The organism is Amycolatopsis echigonensis, from assembly GCF_002846615.1.
Lineage (GTDB): Bacteria > Actinomycetota > Actinomycetes > Mycobacteriales > Pseudonocardiaceae > Amycolatopsis > Amycolatopsis echigonensis.
This window is the reverse complement of sequence record NZ_PJMY01000003.1, coordinates 7,158,446-7,177,429: the sequence shown is the minus strand read 5'-3', so window position 1 is coordinate 7,177,429 and position 18,984 is coordinate 7,158,446. Positions and strand designations below refer to the sequence as shown.

Below are 18,984 nucleotides of genomic sequence, written 5' to 3'. Positions count from 1 at the left end.
CGCAACCATGCCGAATCTCGCGTTTGCGCACAGTTTCTGGGACACCTACGACCGGCTGGAGAAGCAGGTCAAGTCGGGTGTGCGCAAAGCGATGCAGAAGTTCCAGCAGCTCAGCGTCGCGGAGCTGCACGCCGACAAGGGCCTGCACCTGGAGTCGGTCGACAATGCGCGCGATCCTCGGATGCGTACCATCCGGATCACCGACTTCTGGCGCGGCGTGGTGCTCGCGCCCGACGACGGCAGCGACGTCTTCCTGTTGCTCAACGTCGTTCCCCACGATGACGCGTACGGCTGGGCGGCGAAGCGGCTGTACACTATCAACAGCGCCACTCGCGCGGTGGAAGTACGCAACGTCGTCGCCATCGAGGAACTCACGCCGCCGCTCGAACAGGCAGCGAGCGAGGCTCCGACTCGCTTGTTCGCCAAGTACTCCGACACGGTGCTGCGTGACCTCGGGATCGACGACCAGGTGCTGCGGGCAGCGCGGGCAATCACCGATGAAGGACAGCTGGAAGCGTTCGGTGGTCTGCTGCCGGAAGACCAGTTCGAGGTCTTGCAGTTCCTCACCGAAGGGTTCACGCCCGAAGAGGTCTACCGAGATCTCGTGGTCGAACGACGGCCTGCGGAAGATGCCGACGACACTGGAGACAGCCTCGCGCGCGCCATCGTCAACACCCGCAGCCGGATCACCCTGATCACCAACCCGGACGAGCTCACCGAGATCTTGGAGAAGCCTTTCGCAGCCTGGCGGGTGTTCCTGCACCGGTCGCAGCGGCGCGTGGCCTACCGGGTTTCCTACAACGGGCCGGCCCAGGTAACCGGCGGTCCGGGCACCGGGAAGACTGTGGTCGCTCTGCACCGCGTCAAGCACCTGCTGTCGCGGTCCGCCGACACCCGAGTGCTGCTGACCACGTTCACGACCGCGTTGGCGAAAAGCCTTCGAGAGAATCTCGCACTGCTCCTGGATGACGACGATCTTTTGGCTCGCGTGCAGGTGACCACAGTGGACGCTTACGCGAACCGCGTTGTCCGGGAAATCTCGGGCCGCGCTCAGTCCCCGATTACCGACGCGGACGAGCGGCAGATCTGGCGGCGCATCATCCGCACGCAGAATCTGCCCTGGTCGGAGCAGTTCCTGGTGCAGGAATTCCGGCATGTTGTGCTGGCGCAGCAAGTGCACTCACGCAAGGACTACCTGCTCGCAGACCGGCGGGGCCGCGGTGCGCCGTTGCAGCAAGCCCAGCGGGTGAGGGTCTGGCCGGCTATCGAAGCGTTCCTCGCCGAATTGAGTGCTGCGGGCACCACCACCCACCTTCAGATCTGCGATCGCGCGGCCGAGCTGCTGTCCACCGCGAACGAGCATCGCGTCGGCCACGTCGTCGTCGACGAAGCCCAGGACCTCCACCCGGCGCAGTGGCGGGTCCTGCGAGCCGCCGTCGAACCCGGCCCGGACGACCTGTTCATCACCGGCGACCCGCACCAGCGGATCTACGACTCACACGTCTCGCTGCGCGCGGTCGGCATCTCGGTTGCTGGCCGCAGCAGCCGGCTGCGCGTGAATTACCGGAGCACCGCGGAAATCCTGACGTGGGCCACCGGGGTGATCGACGGGACGCCGGTCGAAGAGTTGAGCGGTGACGGCACCGACAGCCTGACCGGATATCGCTCGCTGCTGCACGGCAAATGGCCGATCGCCGAGGGCTATTCCTCCGCGCGGGACGAAGCGGTGGCCGTGTCGGAACTCGTGCGCACCTGGATCGACCAAGGCGTACGTTCGAACGAGATCGCGGTCTGCGCCCGCTTCAACCTGACTCTCGACAAGGTCCAAGACCAGCTTCGTGCCGACGGGGTGCCGACCGAACGAGTCAAGGATCAGCCACGTACCGAAGTGGAAGGTGTGCGTCTGGCAAGCATGCACGCCATGAAGGGCCTCGAATTCCAATGCGTCGCCGTCGTCGGCGTCAGCGAGAAGGTCGTGCCGTTCGCCAAGGAAATCACGCCCGCTGACGTGGATCGGAAACAGCACGAAGCAGACCTGCTCAAGGAGCGCTGCCTGCTTTTCGTCGCGTGCACCCGGGCACGCGACGCGCTCGCGGTGTCCTGGAGCGGCACCCCCAGCCCCTTTGTTCCCGAGCGAAAGGTTCGTCGTCCGTCGAGATGACTTGGACGCGATAGAGCCGCTCAATCGCCCGGTTCCACGGCCCCGTCGGCTAACCCCTCGATCAGCTGCGCAGCCAACTCCGTCCCTAGCCCGGCCGCCATCTCCACCCCCGTCTGAAATGCTGCGATCCGCCGGAACGCCTCCCCCAACACGCGTTGCCGCTCCAGATCGAGCACCGGGACCTCGATCCGTCGCACATCCGTCCGGTGCACCCCGGACAGGGTCGAGGAGAAGGTCCGTGGCTTCGCGCCGCGCAACTGACCAGCCAGGAAATACGGGTCCATACGGGTTTCGTCGACGCGCAAGAGCTGCAGGTTCGGGCCCAGGGCCAGGTCGTTTTCTTCGATGACGACCGGGCGAACAACGGCGTCGCCAGCCGCGAGCATCGGGACGACTACGTCACCTCGCTGAAGCGGAATGACGTGTTCTGACGCAGAAACGCGCTTTGTCGGAGACTCGCCGGCCACGACGTCTCGGCCCGTCAGCACCCGCGGACCGGCAGCGCCTTCGCGGGTGTTCAGCGGGCCGGCCTGCTGGAACAGAATCAATGCCCCGACACGGGACAGGTCGTGGATCGTCGTCATCACCCGGGTAGCTCGTGGGGCTTGCCGCACCGCCGGGAGCAGCTCGCCGAGCTCGCCCAGGAGACGAATCACCTGCGATTGCGCTGCGGCGACCGCGGTGAGATCGAGTTCGACCGGCACGGGTGGGAGGTGCAACGCAGGCGTCAGGTCGACGTCTTCGTCCAGCAGCTCGATGGGCTCGATCGCCCGGCATCGGCCCGGTATATCGGTCAATGAACCGGTCTCCCGAAACTCGCGCCACGGTTGGAGCACCTCCGCTTCCAGCGACGCCCAATCCACTTGGCCCCGACGCGGCGGCTGGTGATGGCTGGCGTCGACGAGCAGTACCGGATCGACGCCTTGCTCGGCGGGGTTGCGCAACACCCATAGGTGCAAGGCGATCCCCGTCGACATCAATGCCCCTGCCGGGAGTGCGACCACCGCGCGGATCGCACCGCGCCGAAGCAGCGCCTGGCGGATTACCCGCCCGGAACGGCGGCTGGACACGCTAGCCGGCAGAACAACCACGACGGTGCCGCCGGGCTTCGTGTGTGCGAGGCAGTGCTGCACCCACGCCAATTCCGCCTCCCCCTTTACCGGGAAGCCGTACTCCCACCGCGGATCGACGCCCAGCTCCTCGTGGCCCCAATCTCGGTATCCGAACGGCGGATCGCAGAGGACGGTATCGGCACGCAGGTCCGGGAATGCGTCTGCCCGGAGCGCATCGCCGACAGCGATCTCGGCATTCAAGCGCGCGCGAGCCAGGCGGGCCAAGGTCTGATCCAACTCCTGCCCAACGAGTGTCTCGGCCTGATCCGCCGCGTGCAGGAGATTGCCCGAGCCGCACGCAGGATCGAACACCACGCCAGCGAGCGGGGCCGCGAGCTCGACCATCAGATGCGACAGGCCAGTCGGCGTCATGAGGTGCTGCCGTTGCTGCCGTTCGAACACGCGGGAACAGAGCGCTTCGACGAGGTCCGCGCGCTCGGATGCAGTGAGGCCGTCGAGTAGGTCGCGGACCTCCGCCGAAGGCTTCGTACCGGGCTGGTCGGCCACGTAAGCCGCAAGGTCGGCGACGAGGTCGAGTGCGTTCGGCTGCGCGTCGAGGACCCGCCACACGGCGTCGGCCGCGGTCGCGTCGGCGAGTTTGCCCTGCTTGCGCAGCCACTGCTCCACTTCGTCCCGGCGGAACGTGGAAGTGCCGCCGACCGGCTCCGGGAAGTCCGGATGCCGCTTCCGCCAGTTGCTCACCGCGGCCCGGCCCACGTTGGCCAGCCGAGCGATCTCCGCCGAGGTCACGGTTGCCTCGTCTGACATGCCCACCTCCGTACTCACTGACCGTTAGCTTAGCACATCGTGAATTAACTTGTTGACTGTGAACATTGAATGGCTTATCGTAGTTGAGTCAACAGCCGGACGGAATGTTTCTCACAGTGAGGCGCAGCCATGACCCCCTGCACAGAGCACGGCATCGACCTTAAGTCGGTCGCCAAGGCGGCGGGTGAAGGAGATCGCGATGCGATCGCAGCGGTGCTCACTGCTATCCAGCCGAGAGTGATCCGGTACTGCCGGGCGCGGATCGGTTCGCGCCCGGGCTACGCCTCGGCCGACGACGTCGCCCAGGACGTGCTGACCGGAGTGTTCACGGCGCTCCCGTCCTACCGAGACACCGGCCGGAGCTTCCTCGCCTTCGTGTTCGGTATCGCGGCCCACAAGGTCGTGGATTTCCATCGCAAACAGCAACGCGACCTCTCCACGGCCGTGACCGACGTGCCCGAACGGGCGGATGCCGACAGCGGTCCGGAACAGGCCCTGCTGGACGCAGAGCTGCGGCACATGGTGCGCGAGCTCCTCGGGACCTTGCCGGACACGCAACAAGAAATTCTCGTACACCGGGTCATCGGCGAAATGAGCTCTGAGAAGACCGCCGAACTCCTGTCGTCCACTCCCGGTGCTGTGCGGGTCGCCCAACACCGTGCCCTGGACAAGCTCCGGCGCCGGCTGACCGGCCAGCAATGACCACACACCGAGCCAACGGCTCCAGAGGCTTCTGGCTCAACCGGCCAGCGAGAGGGTCGAAGAGGCACTGACCGAAAAGAGGATTCGATGCGTTTCCTGCACACAGCTGACTGGCAGCTGGGCATGACCAGGCATTTCCTGTCACCGGAGGCACAAGCCCGGTTCTCCGACGCGCGGCTCGCGGCAGTCCGGGCGATCGGCGACCTCGCGGCCGAGCAGCATTGCGATTTCGTCGTCGTCTGCGGCGACGTGTTCGAAGCGAACCAGCTGCATCCCCAGGTCGTGGGACGGGCGCTTGAAGCGATGGCGTCGATTCCCGTCCCGGTGTACTTGTTGCCCGGCAACCACGACACGATCGACGCCGGCTCGGTCTATCGCTCAGCGGCGTTCAAGCACCGCTGCCCGGACCACGTCCACGTGCTGGCCGAACCAGGCGTGCACGAGATCGCGCCGGGAATCGAGCTGGTCGCGGCACCGCTCAACGTCAAGCATCCGCTCACCGACCTGCCCGGTGACCAATGCCGGGCGCTGGTGCCGAACCCTGGCGTGCAACGGATTCTCGTCGGGCACGGTGCAGTCGACACCCTCAGCCCGGACCCGGGCAATCCGGCGACGATCCGTACCGGCACGCTGTCCGACGCGTTGGCCGACGGGCGGATTCACTATGTGGCATTGGGCGACCGGCACTCGACGACGCAGGTCGCCGGCAGGGCGATCTGGTACTCCGGTGCGCCCGAGGTCACCGACTTCATCGAAACCGACCCGGGGAACGTCCTCGTGGTCGACCTCGATCGCGACCTGGAGGCCCGGGTGACGCACCACCGCGTAGGCACCTGGTCGTTCATCGCCGCCGAACGCCACCTCAACCGTGCCGCCGACGTCGAGGAATTCGACCGCTGGTTGCACGACCTGCCGAACAAGGACCGCACCGTCCTGAAGCTGGGCTTGGTCGGCAGCATCAGCGTCGCCGACAAGGCACGGCTCGACGAAATCACCGACACGCATTCCGACGTCTTCGCCGCGCTCAATGTGTCCAGCAGGCGTTCGGATCTCGCAGTGCTCCCCGACGATCACGACTTCACCGACCTCGGACTGTCCGGCTTCGTCGCGGCCGCCGCGCAGGAACTCGTCGGGGCAGCGGCCGGCGACCCGGCCGCCCAAGACGCACTCAGCTTGCTCTACCGACTCGCCAGGAGCGCTGCCTAATGTTTATGTCAAGCAGCGGTAGCCGTGGTGTGTCGGTAGTCGGCCTGGTAAGGCTGGCGGGTGCGCAGGAGCGCGTAGAGGACGTTGATGCGTCGTCGGGCCAGCGCGATCAGTGCCTGGTGATGGCGCTTCCCTTCGGCGCGTTTGCGCTGGTAGAAAGCTTTGCTGAGTGGGTCGGTGCGGATCGCGCAGAACGCGGACTGGTAGAAGATGAACTTCAGGTGTTTGCTGCCGGCGGTGGCTCGCCGCAGGTAGTTCATCTTCCCGGACTGCTGCAGGACCGGCGCGAGGCCGGCGGCCGAAGCGAGCTGATCGGCGCTGGCGAAGCGGTCCAGGTTTCCTGCCTCCGCGAGGAATTCCGCGGTCAGGGTGGCCCCCATCCCCGGCAGGCTTCGGACGAGGGCCGCGTCAGGGTGGCGGTCGAGCCCGTCGGCGATCTGGTTCTCCAGTTCGCCGATGCGGTGCCGGGCCGCGATCGCGTCGGTGGCGAACTCGCGGGCGAACTCGGCCATGCGCTTCTGCCCGGGAACGATCACATGCTGGGCCTGAGCGGCCGCAATCGCCTTGCCTGCCAAGGGTTCGGCATAGCTGCGGCGGACGCCCGCGGCCAGCATGTGATCGATCAGGCCGTCGCGTCCGGCTTCGCGGACCTCTTCCGGTGTGACGAAGCGGACCAGAAGCCGCAGGTCGCTGAGGTTGGTCACGTCCACGACGCGTTCCAGGCCGGGGAAGAACCCGGCCAGGGTTTCGCGCAGCCGGTTGAGGCGGCGGGTCTGATCGATGACGAGTTCACGGCGTCGGGAGACCAGCATCCGCAGGTCGAGGGTGATGTCGTCCTCGGCGGTGACGATGCGCCAGTCGTCGCGCAGGCGCAGCTGGTCGGCGATGGTGGCCGCGTCGCGGGGATCGGATTTGGCTTCGCCGCCCTTGCTGGCGCGGCGGGCTCGGTTGACCACCAGGCCCGGGACGTGGACCAGGCGGACACCTGCCTCCAGCAGCATGGCGGTCAGCAAGCTGGCCACTCCGCCCATCAGGTCGATCGCGGCGGTGAGCTCGCCGTGCTCGGCTTCGGCCTGGCGCAGCTGGGCGATCAGGGCGTCGATGCTGTCCGGGTCGTTGTCGACGCGCCGGGAGAGCAGGACTTTCCCGGTCTCGGCGGCGACGATCGCGACCCAGTGGAACTCCTTGGCGACATCGATGCCTGCTTTTACTGCCATCGAACCTCCGGTCGATCACACGGTGTGGTGCGTCCCGATTCCGCCGTCAACGCCCTACATAGCGATGGTTCGCAGTGCCTAATCAGCGGTCAGAACCAGGTGGTGGAGCGGGCGGCACAGCACTCTGAACCATCACCGGCAGCAGGCATGAAAGCCATACCCGCTCCACCTGCATCCGCCGATCCTCGCGGACCGCGGACATCCCTGAAAGGTAGGGCGGCATGAGTGTCCTCGAGATCCCCGATCTGTGCCTCGTCGTGCTGGTCGGCGCGAGCGGGTCCGGCAAATCGACGTTCGGCCGCGCGCAGTTCAAGCCGACCGAGGTGATTTCGTCGGACTTCTGCCGGGGGCTGGTGTCCGACGACGAGAACGACCAGTCGGCGACCAAGGACGCGTTCGACGTCCTGAACTACATCGTCGGCAAACGGCTCGCCGCCGGACGGCTGACCGTGGTCGACGCGACCAACGTGCAGCCAGACTCCCGCAAATCGCTGGTCGCGCTGGCCAAGGAGCACGACGTGCTGCCGGTGGCGATCGTGCTGGACCCGCCGGAATCGCTGTGCGTCGCGCGCAATGCCGAACGCGCGGACCGGAACTTCGGCGCGCAGGTGATCCGGCGGCAGCGAGACCAGCTGCGCCGCGGGTTGCGCAGCCTGCGGAAGGAGGGCTTCCGGACGGTGCACGTGCTGCGCACCCCGGAGGAGATCTCCGAAGCGGCGATCACGCGCGTCCCGCTGTACAACGACTTGCGGCACGTGACCGGGCCGTTCGACATCGTCGGCGACATCCACGGCTGCCGCGCCGAACTCGAAGCGCTGCTCGCCGAACTCGGCTACGCCCTCGAGCGCGACGGCCAGGGCCGCGCGATCGGGGCTCAGCATCCGGAACGACGGGCGGTGTTCGTCGGCGATCTCGTCGACCGCGGCCCGGACACGCCGGGCGTGCTGCGGCTCGTCATGGGCATGGTGCGCGCGGGAAATGCCTTCTGCGTCACCGGAAATCACGAGCACAAGCTGCTGCGTGCGCTGCGCGGCCGGAATGTGCAGGTCACGCACGGACTCGCGGAGTCGCTGGCGCAGCTCGAGGCCGAGACAGCCGAATTCCAGGCTGAGGCGCAGGAATTCATGGACGGCCTGATCAGCCACTACGTCCTGGACGGCGGAAAGCTGGTCGTCGCGCACGCGGGGATCACCGAACGCTTTCAGGGCCGCGCGTCCGGCCGGGTACGGAGCTTCTGCATGTACGGGGAGAGCACCGGCGAGACCGACGAGTTCGGCCTGCCGGTGCGCTATCCGTGGGCCAACGAGTACCGCGGCCGCGCGATGGTCGTCTACGGCCACACCCCGGTGCCCACGCCGGAATGGGTGAACAACACCCTGTGCCTGGACACCGGCTGCGTGTTCGGCGGAGCGCTCACGGCGTTGCGGTATCCGGAAAAGGAGATCGTCTCCGTCCCGGCGGCCGAGGTCTACTACGAGCCCGCGAAACCGTTCCCCGCCAACCCGGCGGCCGCCGAACCCGTCGCGCGCCGGGACCCGGGAGTTCTCGACGTCACCGACGTCCTGGGCCGCCGGGTGATCGAGACCGCTTACCAGAAGCGGATCGGCGTCCGGGAGGAGAACGCGGCCGCGGCGCTGGAGGTGATGTCGCGCTTCGCGATCGACCCGCGCTGGCTGGTCTATCTGCCGCCGACCATGTCGCCGGTCGCCACCGCGACGGCCGAGGGGCTGCTGGAACACCCGGACCAGGCGTTCGAGTACTTCCGCGCGGAGGGCGTGGATTCCGTGGTGTGCGAGGAAAAGCACATGGGTTCGCGCGCGGTCGCGCTCGTCTGCCGGTCGCTCGACGCCGCCCGGGCGCGTTTCGGCGCACCCGGCGACGCACTCGGCGCCGTCTGGACGCGTACTGGACGGCATTTCTTCACCGAAACGCTGACGGCCGAAGCGGTCGAGCGAATTCGCGCGGCCGCGGAGAAGGCTGGCTTGTTCGACGAACTCGGCTCAGACTGGCTGCTGCTCGACGGAGAACTGTTGCCGTGGAGCGTGAAGGCCGAGCAGTTGCTCCGCGAGCAATACGCCGCGGTCGGCGCTGCTGCCCGCTCGGCGCTCCCGGCTGCCGCCACCGCGCTGGCCGCCGCGGACGAGTCCGGCCTCGACGTCTCGGCCTTGCTGGAACGCACCCGTTCCCGCGCGGCCAACGCCGACGCGTTCGCCCAGTCGTACCGCCGCTATTGCTGGCCGACCGACGGCCTCGACGGCGTACGCTTCGCGCCCTTCCAGGTGCTGGCGTCCGCGGGCAAGGCCCATCACCAGCGACCCCACGATTGGCACCTCGCGCTGGCGGACCGGCTCGTCGAAAGCAGCGACGGCTTCCTCGCCCCGACCGGACGACTGCCGGTCGACACCACCGACCCCGCCTCGGTCGCGGCGGCGGTCGACTGGTGGACCGAGCTGACCGCGCGGGGCGGCGAGGGCATGGTCGTCAAACCGGCCGCCAACCTGGTCCGCGGCTCGCGCGGGCTGGTGCAGCCGGGGCTGAAGGTCCGCGGACGGGAGTACTTGCGGATCATCTACGGCCCCGACTACACCGAGGAGCGCCACCTGTCCCGGCTGCGGCAGCGAGGACTCGGCCACAAGCGCTCGCTGGCGCTGCGAGAGTACGGCCTCGGCCTCGAAGCACTGGACCGGCTCGCCCGCGACGAGCCGACGTGGCGCGTGCACGAATGCGTTTTCGCCGTGCTGGCACTGGAATCCGAGCCGGTCGACCCTCGCTTGTAGACAGTCGTACCGGCGAGATCCAGGCCGCATACAGAGAACCGGTGCGCTTCCGCAGTGCGGACACCGCGGAAGCGCACCGGTTCCGATCCGTCAGGCGGTATACGGCGACCGCTGCTCCAACGACGGGCTCACGTCCGGATGCCTGCCCTCCTGGCCCGGAACCGGCGTGACTGTCGGAGCCTGCAGATCCGCCTCCGCCCGGCGCGCCACCCGCTCGTCGCGATGCGCGATCGCGTCGGCCACGTCCTGCTCGCCGCGGATCCGGGCCAGCGCGCCCAGCGTCGCCGCGTGGGCCAGCGCCAGGATCAGCAGCAGCACGCCGAGGCGTCCGACGACGCCCGGCAGGTCGCTCCCGCCGATGTCGACGGTCGAGATCAGGGCCAGGATGCCCAAGGTCCCCAGGTGGAACAACACGGTCACCAGCCGGGTCATCGAGGCGCCGGCTCCAGGGTCCCCGTAGGCGTTCGCGAGGTAGCGGCGGCCGCTGCGGTAGATGATCTGGCCGTCCACCAGGACCAGCGCTATCCCGATCGCGAGGAACGAGAGGTATGCGTTGGTGCTCATGCCGGGTGCTCCTTTCCCTGCCGTGCTCCGGTCCCCCGGTTACCCGTCGTGCCGTCCCGGAAACGGGCCGTTCGGGTGCTCCCCGGCACGTCCGGCGGTGATTGGCCCGCCGCCGGGCGGGGTAACCCGGAGGACATGCTTCAGCGCGATGCGGACGGAACGGATGTGCTGACCGCGGCCGCGCCCTTGGTCGAGCTGCGCCTGCCGGCGAACGGGCAACTGCTGTTCCTGGCCCGGCTGGTGGCCGAAGACATCGCGGGCTCCGCGGAGTTCACCCTCGACGAGGTGGCCGATCTCCGGCTGGCGGTGGAGGAGGCGGTCGCGGCACAGGCGCGCCGGGCGGACGACGGCGCGGTGCTGGAGTGCTCGTTCCGCTGCTCCGGCCGGATGACGGTCACCGTCGCCACCACCTCGTCCTGGGCGTTCCCTCCCGGGCCGGACGAGGTCGGCTGGCACATCCTGCGCGCGGTGACCGATTCGCTCGACGCCTGGACCGAACCCGCGCCCGGCGCGGACGGCTGGCGGCTGTGCGTCGAATTCGCCATGGAGCCGTTCCCCGAAGAGCCCTGAGTTTCGCTTCTGCCCGAACGGGAATCCAGGCCGTATGCGCCGAGTGGACGAACTCCTCGCCGAGCACGGCACGACGTTCGCCGAGGAAGCCGGGATCAAGCTGGCCGACAAACCGCAGCCGCTGTACCGGTTGCTGGTGCTCACCACATTGCTGTCGACGCGGATCAGCGCCGACATCGCCGTCGCCGCCGCGCGCGAGCTCTCGCGTTCGGGCTGGCGCTCCCCCGCGGCGATGCGCGATTCGACGTGGCAGCAACGTGTTGACGCACTCGGCCGCGCGCACTACGTCCGGTATGACGAAAGCACCGCGCAGCACCTCGGCGAAGGTGCCGAGTTCATCCGCGACCAGTACCGCGACGACCTGCGCCGCATGGCCGACGCCGCGGACGGCGATCCGCAGCGGCTCGAGAAGCTCATCACCGAGTTCCCCCGGATCGGCCCGACCGGGGCGCAGATCTTTTGCCGCGAGGCACAGGCGGTGTGGCCGTGGCTGCGTCCGTACTTCGACCGCAAAGCCTTGGACGGCGCGAAGAAAGCCGGTCTGCCCACCGACCCGAAACGCCTGGCGAAGCTGGTGCCCGGGGACGAGGCCCGGCTGGCGGCGGCGCTCGTTCGGCGGAGTCTGCAGCGCTAACCCGGGTGTTCCTCGACGCCCTCCCGCACGATCGCGACCGGACACGGCGCGTGATAGGCCATCGCATGGCTCACCGAACCGAGGAACGCACCCCGCAACGCACCGCGCCCATGGCCGCCGACCACCAGCAGCGTCGCCGCTTCCGCGTGGTCCAGCAGGACCTCGGCCACGCTTCCGAGCGCGACCTCCCGGTGCACCACGACGTCCGGATGCCGCTCGGCGAGACCCGTCAGCGATTCCGCGAGCAGCCGCTCGCCCTCGTCCTGCGGGCTCTGCTGCCCCTCGCCGCCGGAGCGGGCCGGGCCGAAGACGTCCTCCGGCGGCTCCGACCACACGTGCACCGCGTGCAGGGTGCAGCCGTGCCGGTCGGCGAAGTCGTACGCGTACCGCACCGCCGCGACGCTGGCCGGCGACCCGTCCACCCCGACGACGACCCGCCGGGCTTTCTCCGCCGCCGCACGCACCACGACGACCGGACGCGCGCTCGTGTGCACTACCTGCGAGGCCGTCGACCCGAGCAGCAGCCGGGGCAGTGCGCCGCGCCCCGACGCGCCGACCACGATCAGCTCCGCCCGCCGCCCGATGTCCGCCAGCTCCCAGCTCGCCCGCCCGAACCGCACCCGGGTGCGCACCGGCAGCCCAGGCCGCTTCCGGCCGACCTCGGCGGCGACCTCGGCCAGCTCCTTCTCCGCGTAGTCCACCACGGACTGATCGGGCACGATCTCGCCCGTGACCGGGGTGATCACCCCGGGTACGAAGTCCACGTTCGGCATCGGCAACGTCATCGTCCGCACGACGACCAGGCATGTCCCGAGCGCCTCCGCCTCGGCGGCGGCCCAGTCGACGGCCAGGCGGGCGCCCTCGGAACCGTCGTCCCCGACCACGACTCCCGGCTCGGCCTGGTTCGCTTCGTCCATCGCCGGCCTCCGTTCGCGTTCGGCGCTTTCCCGGGAGGTACCCGGTCGCCTCGCGCGGCAATCGGGCGCGGCGACGCGGTCAGCACTGTCGGCGCGGTCAGCGCGGTCAGCGCGGTCAGCGCGGTCAGCGCGGTTCGGGCGGGACGGGCGGCTCCGGCGGAGGCAGCGGACCCGGCCCCGGACGCGGCGGCGGGGCGGGCTCCGGCGGGAACGGCGGCACCGGCTCCGGCGGCGACGGGACGGGCTCCGGTCCAGGCGGCACGGGGTGCACCATGACGGGCTCCTTCCTCAGTCGGCTCGAGTCCTCCGTACCCGGCTACCCCGCCGGCCAGTGCCGGACACGTCGGGATCGCGGGTCCGCCCGTGGGGTGCCGCAACGAAACCGAGCCCGTGCTCCGTATCGCACCACCGCTGCCGACCAGGCAAAACCAGCGCACCCCGCCCGGGCACGCTCGGCCTCGGCCCGCCGTCGCGAGCAACGCGGCGGGAACGCTCCCGCCGTCACACCGGGTCCGGCTCGCCCATCTCCGAAACCGGTCCGTCCAGCTCGACGTGCCGGGACGCGAGCGTCCCGGCCAGGTGCACCAGCTTCACGTTCAGCTGCTGCGAAGTGCGGCGCAGCAGGTCGAACGCCTCGTCCGCGTCCAGCCCCCGGCGCGCCATGATGATGCCCTTGGCCTGGCCGATCACGTCCCGGCTGTCCAGGGCCTGCCGCAGCTGGGCCTGGTTCAGCTCGCTGCGCGTCACCGCGTCCGTTTCGGCGACCGCGAGGGTTGCGTGGCTGGCCAGGAGCTGCACGACGTCGCGGTCGGCGTCGGCCAGTCCGCCCGGGGCGCGGGAGTAGAGGTTGAGCGCGCCGGAGAACCGCGACACGTCGACCAGCGCGGTCGCCAGCACCGAACGCCAGCCCAGCTCCGCGACCGCCGGGGACCAGCGCGGCCACTGTTCGTCCTCGCGCAAGTCAGGTGCTTCGAGGAATTCGGGCCGGTCCGGCAGCGCGGCGTCGTGGCACGGGCCCTCGCCGAGCTTGTACTGCAGCTGGTCCAGTTCGGCGGCCTTCTCGTCGGTGTAGGCGGCGGTGTGGAAGTCGCCGTCCGGCCCGCGCAGCGTGATCGACACCAGTTCGGCGGCGGGCACCAGCGACGCGGTCCCGTCCACGATCACCTGCAGGACGTCGCCGACCGTCGGTGCGGCCAGCAGCATCTCGGTGAGCGACCGGAACTGCTCGCCGGACGGCCGCAGCGATTCGTCTTCGAGGGCCAGGGCCGCGGACGCCGAATCGGAGACCGGGACCCCCTCCTTTTCGAGCACCTGGCGGGCCACGGCGCCCTCCCGGCAGGCGAACACCGCTTCGCTCGGCTGGGCGGTCTCGCGCAGCGCAGCGAGGTCTTCCCGAGAGAAGGAGGTCAGCTCGCTCAGCTCGAAGACCACCATCCGCGGCTCCGCGGCCAGGACCTCGCCCACCTCGCCGCGCAACCCGGCCGGGTCGCCGCTCAGCCGCACCACGGCCGAGTAATCGACCGTCCCGCCGCCACTGCCTTCCACCTTGCCCTCCCCGCCAGCCCGGACTGTCCCGAAGCTCCTGCCAAAATACCCGGATCCCGGACGGGCGGCAGAGCCCCCTCGCGGTTCCGCCCAGCTCGCGGGGGACGGCTGGGCCCGGCCCGCCGGAAAACCCGGGGGCCGGACCTGACCAGGGCGGTCAACCGACCTCAGTCGCCAGCGTCCGCGCGGCGGCACTCCCTTCGACGGCCTCGGCAAGGCATCCGGCCACCCTCAGCTCCCGGTCGAGCCTGAGAACGCGCAACGGCCGCAGGACAGCGCGCTGCGCGGCCACGACGACGAACTCGACGCCCGCCGCGGCGGCCGCGCGCGCGGCGTCGGTGAGCACTTCCAGTCCGCTGACCGAGCAGAACGTCAGGCCGGAAAGGTCGACGATCAAGACCGGCGGGCCCAGCGCTGTCTCCTCGGCGAGGACGTCGCCCAGCCGGGCGGTGGAGCGCCGGTCCAGTTCCGCGGATAACGCGACGACGGTTTCGTCCGCGGTCGCGGTAATCAGGATTCTCGCCGGTGCTCCCGGCAAGTAAGCAAGCGTTTCGTGCATGGAGCCCTCCTCGCATACGCGAGGCCGGGCCGGAACGTGCGGCCCGGCCCTGGGCCCGGAAAGCGGGCCGCATCGGGTCAGGCGACGGCACGTGGGCTGAACCGCTCCTGCCCCGACCGTACCCCAGCGCACTGCCCGCGACCAGTCCGAGCTTCGGTCCCGCCGCGAGCACTGTGGACGATCCGGACCGTGCGCTCGCCGCCAGAACCGTTCCGCACCTGGTTTTTCCGACAGTCCACAATGGACACGAGACCCCCGCCGCGCGGCCCGGAGGTTTCACCCGGACCGGCCCGGGTAATCGAACAGCATGGCGACTACCCACGCGACCGCGAGCCCGGATTTGTCCGCACTGCCCCCGGCCGACATCCGCCCGCAGCGGGCGTCGGTCCGCGACTCGGGCCGCGTCGTCGCGCGGGTGGTCGCCCCCACGGTCGGCATCGGATTGATCAAACGCCGTCCCCGCGCGATGGCCGCGGCGCAGAAACTGCGCGTCGACCGCTCGGGCATCCGCCTGCTGCGCGATCTGCGCGAGCGCTACGGACCCGGTCCGCTCGTCCTGCCGGTTCCCGGCCGGTCGTTCCGGCTGGTGCTCGAACCGAACCACGTCGGCGCGCTGCTGGCCGGCACGCCGACGCCCTTCAGTCCGGACACCGCCGAAAAAGACGCCGCACTGCGCCATTTCCAGCCGCACGGCGTCCTGATCTCTGGCGGAGCCACGCGCACCCGGCGGCGGAAACTCAACGAAACCGTCCTCGAACCCGGCCGCGCAGCGCACGAACTCGCCGGCTCCTGGGCGGAAACCATCCGCACCGAGGCGCACGAAATGCTTTCCGGGTTCCCCGACCTCGACGCGACGCAGTTCACCGAGCACTTCTGGACGATCATCCGCAAGATCGTGCTCGGCGGCGACACCACAGCCGACCGCCGCGTCACCGATCTTCTCGACCAGTTGCGGCTCGACGCGAACTGGGCGTTCGCGCACCCGCGCCGGGAGGAACAGCGCCGCCAGTTCCAGTCTCTGCTCGACCGGCAGCTCGGCCTGGACCGCCCCGGCAGCCTCGGCGCGGCGATGGCGAAACAACCAGCCGGCCCGGACGTCGACCCGACCGGCCAGGTGCCGCACTGGCTGTTCGCCTTCGACGCCGCCGCCATCGCGACCCTCCGTGCACTCGCCCTGCTCGCCACACATCCCGACGAGCTGGCCGCCGCACGCCGCGAAGTCAGTGAAGCGGATCTCTCGAAGCCGCAGCAGCTTCCGTACCTGCGCGCTTGCGTTCTGGAATCCATCCGCCTCTGGCCGACGACGCCCGCTCTGCTGCGGGAAAGCACGGAGGACACCGCTTGGGGACCCGCGGGAACGTCGTTCCTGATCTACACGCCGTTCTTCCACCGCGACCCGGAAACGTTGCCGTACGCGGATTCCTTCGTCCCGGACATCTGGCTGGACGGCCGGGCCGAGGCCAACCCAGCGCTCGTTCCGTTCAGCGCTGGACCCGGCGTGTGCCCGGGCCGCGACGTCGTGCTCTTCACGGCTTCGACGCTGCTCGCCGCGCTCCTGCAGCAAGCCGGTTTCGCGCCGCGAGGCACCGCCGCCGACCTGCAGCCGGGACGGCTGCCCGCGACGCTCAACCACTTCGGCATCCGGTTCGCGCTCTCCTAAGGCTTGGGCCCGGCGGGCAGCCACCGACCGTGGCTGCCCGCCGCGGGGAGCCTTACTTCAGCCGCTCGAGCAACGCGTCGCAGAACGCGGGCAGATCGTTCGGATTGCGCGACGTGATCACCCCGTCGTCGGTGACCACCTCGCGGTCGACCCACTCCGCGCCGGCGTTGCGGAGGTCGGTCCGCAGCGACGGCCACGACGTCACCGTCCGGCCGCGAGCCAGCCCGGACTCGGCGAGCAGCCAAGGACCGTGGCACACGGCGGCGACCGGCTTCCCCGCGGCGGCCGTTTCCCGGACCAGCGCCACCATCGGCTCGCTGGTGCGGATCTTGTCCGGCGAGTACCCGCCGGGCACCACGACCGCGTCGAAGTCGGCCGCGCGCACATCGTCCACGGCCTGGTCGGTCGTGATTTCGGTGCCGTGCAAAGCGGTGAGCTTCTTGCCCTTCGCCAAGCCGACCACCACCGGTTCGTGCCCCGCGGAACGCAACCGCTCGCACGGCACCCGGAATTCGTCGTCCTCGGTCATTTCGTCCACGAGCACTGCCACGCGGGCCATGCTGTTCTCCTCTCTGCACGGGTTCGCTCCGGTCCGGTTACCCGGCGTCCGGCCGGGCCATGCCCGCCGGTGCGGCGTCCCACGGCAGCACCTCGGGGTTCCGCGAAACCCCGTGCGGAACCCCGAGGAGAACGCGGTCAGCCGGGCCGCTCGACCTCGCCGCGCCACGAACCCGTTTCGCGCCTGCGCTGTTCGATGAACTGCTTGAACCGCAGCATGTCCCCCTTCACCCGCCGGTCCAGGATGCCGAGCTTGTCGGCGGCGTTCTCCGCGAACCCTTCGGGGTCGATCTCCATCCGCGCGGTGACCCGGGTCTTGGTGTCCGCCAGCCGGCGGAACGTGATCACCCCGGCGTGGTCCGGCCCCGATTCCGAGCGCCACGCGACCCGTTCGTCCGGATGCTGTTCGGTGATGGTCGCGTCGAACTCCCGGCCGACGCCGCCGAAACGGGTGACCCAGTGCGTATGCGTGGCGTCGAGCTGGCGGATCTCCTCCACGCCCTCCATGAACTCGGGGAACGATTCGAACTGCGTCCACTGGTTGTACGCGGTCGACACCGGGACGTCGACGTCCACGATTTCGGTGATCGTGCTGCTCATCCGCTCCTCCTCGCCACCGGGTACCGGACCCGGGTGCCCGGGACGCGACGGGGCGAAACCGGCGCGATTGCGCGGCCGCGCTCCGGGTACCCGTTCCACGGAAAGGAGGCGCCCATGCGAGTCGTGATCGTCGGCGGCGGGTTCGCCGGATACCACGCGGCCCAGAAACTGCTGCGGACCCTCGGCGACCGCGCCGAGATCGTCGTGCTGAACCCCACCGACTATTTCCTGTACCTGCCGTTGCTGCCCGAGGTGGCCAGCGGGATCGTCGACCCCCGGCATGTCGCGGTGTCCATTCCGGACACTCTGCGCGGCGTGCGGCTGGTGCTGGGCACCGCGGAGTCGGTCGACTTCGACACCCGCACCGTGACCTACACCGACCCGGAGGACCGCGAAGGAAAGCTGCACTACGACCGGCTGGTCCTCGCGGCGGGCAGCGTCAACAAGCTGCTGCCGATCCCCGGCGTCGCCGAATGCGCGCACGGTTTCCGCGGCCTGCCCGAGGCCCTGTACCTGCGCGACCACGTCACCCGCCAGATCGAACTGGCCGCCGCGACCGACGACCAGGCCGAGCGCGACGCACGGTGCACGTTCGTCGTCGTCGGCGCGGGCTACACCGGGACCGAGGTCGCCGCGCAGGGCCCGGAATTCACCGCGGCCCTCGCCCGCCGCCACCCCGAACTCGAGGGACAGCCGATTCGCTGGCTGCTGCTGGACATCGCCGAACGCGTGCTCCCCGAACTGGATCCCCGGCTCGGCGCCACCGCCGACCGGGTGCTGCGCGAACGCGGCGTCGAGGTCCGGATGAAGACCTCGGTGGACCGCGCGGACGTCGAAGGCGTAACGCTGACCACCGGAGACGCGGTGCCGACCCACACGCTGGTGTGGTGCGTGGGCGTCCGCCCCGATCCGCTGGTCTCCGACCTGGGGCTGGAAACCGTGAAGGGCCGGCTGGTCGTCACGCCGGAGCTGAACGTGCCGGGCCGCGACGACGTGTTCGCCTGCGGCGACGCGGCAGCGGTGCCGGACCTGACCCGTCCCGGCCAGACCACCCCGATGACCGCGCAGCACGCGCAGCGGCAAGGAAAACTGGCCGGGAACAACGTCGCCGCGTCGCTAGGGGTCGGCCGGGCGCGCCGCTACCGGCACCACGACCTCGGCTTCGCCGTCGACCTCGGGTCGGGCCAGGGCGCGGCCAACCCACTGCACGTCCCGCTGGCCGGCCTTCCCGCCCGTCTGGTGACCCGCGGCTACCACCTGCTGTCCCTGCCGGGAAACCGCCTGCGCACGGCGTCGGACTGGGCGCTGGAGAAGGTCGGCCGGCGGCAGACCGTCCAGCTCGGCCTCGTCCGCTCCGGCGCGGTGCCGCTGGACACCGCCTCGCCCGAGCTGCCGCGGACCCGGTGAGGCCGTCCCGAACCACGGGAGGAAGAA

Annotated in this window: 16 protein-coding genes; 8 read left to right on the top strand and 8 right to left on the bottom strand. The window is 69.8% G+C overall.

Features of this window, described 5'->3' with window-relative positions:
* Positions 1 to 7: 7 nt before the first annotated feature.
* Positions 8 to 2,161, top strand: a complete 2,154-nt coding sequence (locus ATK30_RS38935; RefSeq protein WP_101439708.1) for a UvrD-helicase domain-containing protein — start codon at positions 8 to 10, stop codon at positions 2,159 to 2,161.
* 20 nt (positions 2,162 to 2,181) lie between these two features.
* On the opposite strand, the gene ATK30_RS38930 is transcribed toward ATK30_RS38935, so the two are convergent.
* Positions 2,182 to 4,041, bottom strand: coding sequence for an N-6 DNA methylase (locus ATK30_RS38930; protein ID WP_101439707.1), 1,860 nt, complete (start codon positions 4,039 to 4,041; stop codon positions 2,182 to 2,184).
* A gap of 129 nt (positions 4,042 to 4,170) precedes the next feature.
* On the opposite strand from ATK30_RS38930, the gene shbA reads away from it, so the two are divergent.
* Positions 4,171 to 4,743 (top strand): RNA polymerase sigma factor ShbA, encoded by a 573-nt coding sequence (gene shbA, locus ATK30_RS38925; protein ID WP_101439706.1) that lies wholly within the window; start codon positions 4,171 to 4,173, stop codon positions 4,741 to 4,743.
* An 87-nt stretch (positions 4,744 to 4,830) separates the two neighbouring features.
* A complete protein-coding gene (locus ATK30_RS38920; protein WP_101439705.1) occupies positions 4,831 to 5,949 on the top strand; it encodes a metallophosphoesterase family protein in 1,119 nt (372 codons plus the stop codon).
* Positions 5,950 to 5,957: 8 nt separating this feature from the next.
* On the opposite strand, the gene ATK30_RS38915 is transcribed toward ATK30_RS38920, so the two are convergent.
* Positions 5,958 to 7,166, bottom strand: coding sequence for an IS110 family RNA-guided transposase (locus ATK30_RS38915; RefSeq protein ID WP_101433892.1), 1,209 nt, complete (start codon positions 7,164 to 7,166; stop codon positions 5,958 to 5,960).
* Positions 7,167 to 7,387: 221 nt separating this feature from the next.
* Here ATK30_RS38915 and ATK30_RS38910 point away from each other — a divergent pair, with 221 nt between their 5' ends.
* Positions 7,388 to 9,943, top strand: a complete 2,556-nt coding sequence (locus ATK30_RS38910) for a polynucleotide kinase-phosphatase (protein ID WP_101439704.1) — start codon at positions 7,388 to 7,390, stop codon at positions 9,941 to 9,943.
* A 90-nt stretch (positions 9,944 to 10,033) separates the two neighbouring features.
* Here the strand turns inward: ATK30_RS38910 and ATK30_RS38905 are convergent, their stop codons facing one another.
* On the bottom strand, positions 10,034 to 10,507 hold the full coding sequence (locus ATK30_RS38905; RefSeq protein ID WP_101439703.1) for a hypothetical protein: 474 nt from the start codon (positions 10,505 to 10,507) through the stop codon (positions 10,034 to 10,036).
* Positions 10,508 to 10,642: 135 nt separating this feature from the next.
* Between ATK30_RS38905 and ATK30_RS38900 the strand changes: the two genes are divergently transcribed.
* Both ATK30_RS38900 and ATK30_RS38895 read left to right on the top strand, forming a co-directional pair.
* Positions 10,643 to 11,077, top strand: coding sequence for a hypothetical protein (locus tag ATK30_RS38900; protein ID WP_101439702.1), 435 nt, complete (start codon positions 10,643 to 10,645; stop codon positions 11,075 to 11,077).
* A 34-nt stretch (positions 11,078 to 11,111) separates the two neighbouring features.
* Complete coding sequence (locus ATK30_RS38895) at positions 11,112 to 11,711, top strand: endonuclease (RefSeq protein WP_101439701.1); 600 nt, start codon at positions 11,112 to 11,114, stop codon at positions 11,709 to 11,711.
* On the opposite strand, the gene ATK30_RS38890 is transcribed toward ATK30_RS38895, so the two are convergent.
* From ATK30_RS38890 to ATK30_RS38875, 3 genes are all read right to left on the bottom strand, one after another.
* Positions 11,708 to 12,628 (bottom strand): universal stress protein, encoded by a 921-nt coding sequence (locus tag ATK30_RS38890; protein ID WP_208637536.1) that lies wholly within the window; start codon positions 12,626 to 12,628, stop codon positions 11,708 to 11,710. The genes ATK30_RS38895 and ATK30_RS38890 overlap by 4 nt on opposite strands.
* 501 nt (positions 12,629 to 13,129) lie before the next feature.
* Positions 13,130 to 14,173 carry a GAF and ANTAR domain-containing protein gene (locus ATK30_RS38880; protein ID WP_244194857.1) on the bottom strand — a complete coding sequence of 348 codons (1,044 nt, stop codon included), beginning with the start codon at positions 14,171 to 14,173 and terminating at the stop codon, positions 13,130 to 13,132.
* A 157-nt stretch (positions 14,174 to 14,330) separates the two neighbouring features.
* Entirely contained in the window at positions 14,331 to 14,732 is a 402-nt protein-coding gene (locus ATK30_RS38875) for an STAS domain-containing protein (RefSeq protein WP_101439700.1), read from the bottom strand.
* A 307-nt stretch (positions 14,733 to 15,039) separates the two neighbouring features.
* Between ATK30_RS38875 and ATK30_RS38870 the strand changes: the two genes are divergently transcribed.
* The gene (locus ATK30_RS38870; RefSeq protein WP_101439699.1) at positions 15,040 to 16,392 is read left to right on the top strand and encodes a cytochrome P450; all 1,353 of its coding nucleotides are present in this window, start codon (positions 15,040 to 15,042) and stop codon (positions 16,390 to 16,392) included.
* Between the two features lie 52 nt (positions 16,393 to 16,444).
* Here the strand turns inward: ATK30_RS38870 and ATK30_RS38865 are convergent, their stop codons facing one another.
* Complete coding sequence (locus ATK30_RS38865; protein ID WP_101439698.1) at positions 16,445 to 16,951, bottom strand: type 1 glutamine amidotransferase domain-containing protein; 507 nt, start codon at positions 16,949 to 16,951, stop codon at positions 16,445 to 16,447.
* A 137-nt stretch (positions 16,952 to 17,088) separates the two neighbouring features.
* Positions 17,089 to 17,550 carry an SRPBCC family protein gene (locus tag ATK30_RS38860; protein WP_101439697.1) on the bottom strand — a complete coding sequence of 154 codons (462 nt, stop codon included), beginning with the start codon at positions 17,548 to 17,550 and terminating at the stop codon, positions 17,089 to 17,091.
* 114 nt (positions 17,551 to 17,664) lie between these two features.
* On the opposite strand from ATK30_RS38860, the gene ATK30_RS38855 reads away from it, so the two are divergent.
* Positions 17,665 to 18,957: an NAD(P)/FAD-dependent oxidoreductase gene (locus ATK30_RS38855; RefSeq protein ID WP_101439696.1), complete on the top strand. Its 1,293-nt coding sequence runs from the start codon at positions 17,665 to 17,667 to the stop codon at positions 18,955 to 18,957.
* Positions 18,958 to 18,984 lie beyond the last annotated feature (27 nt).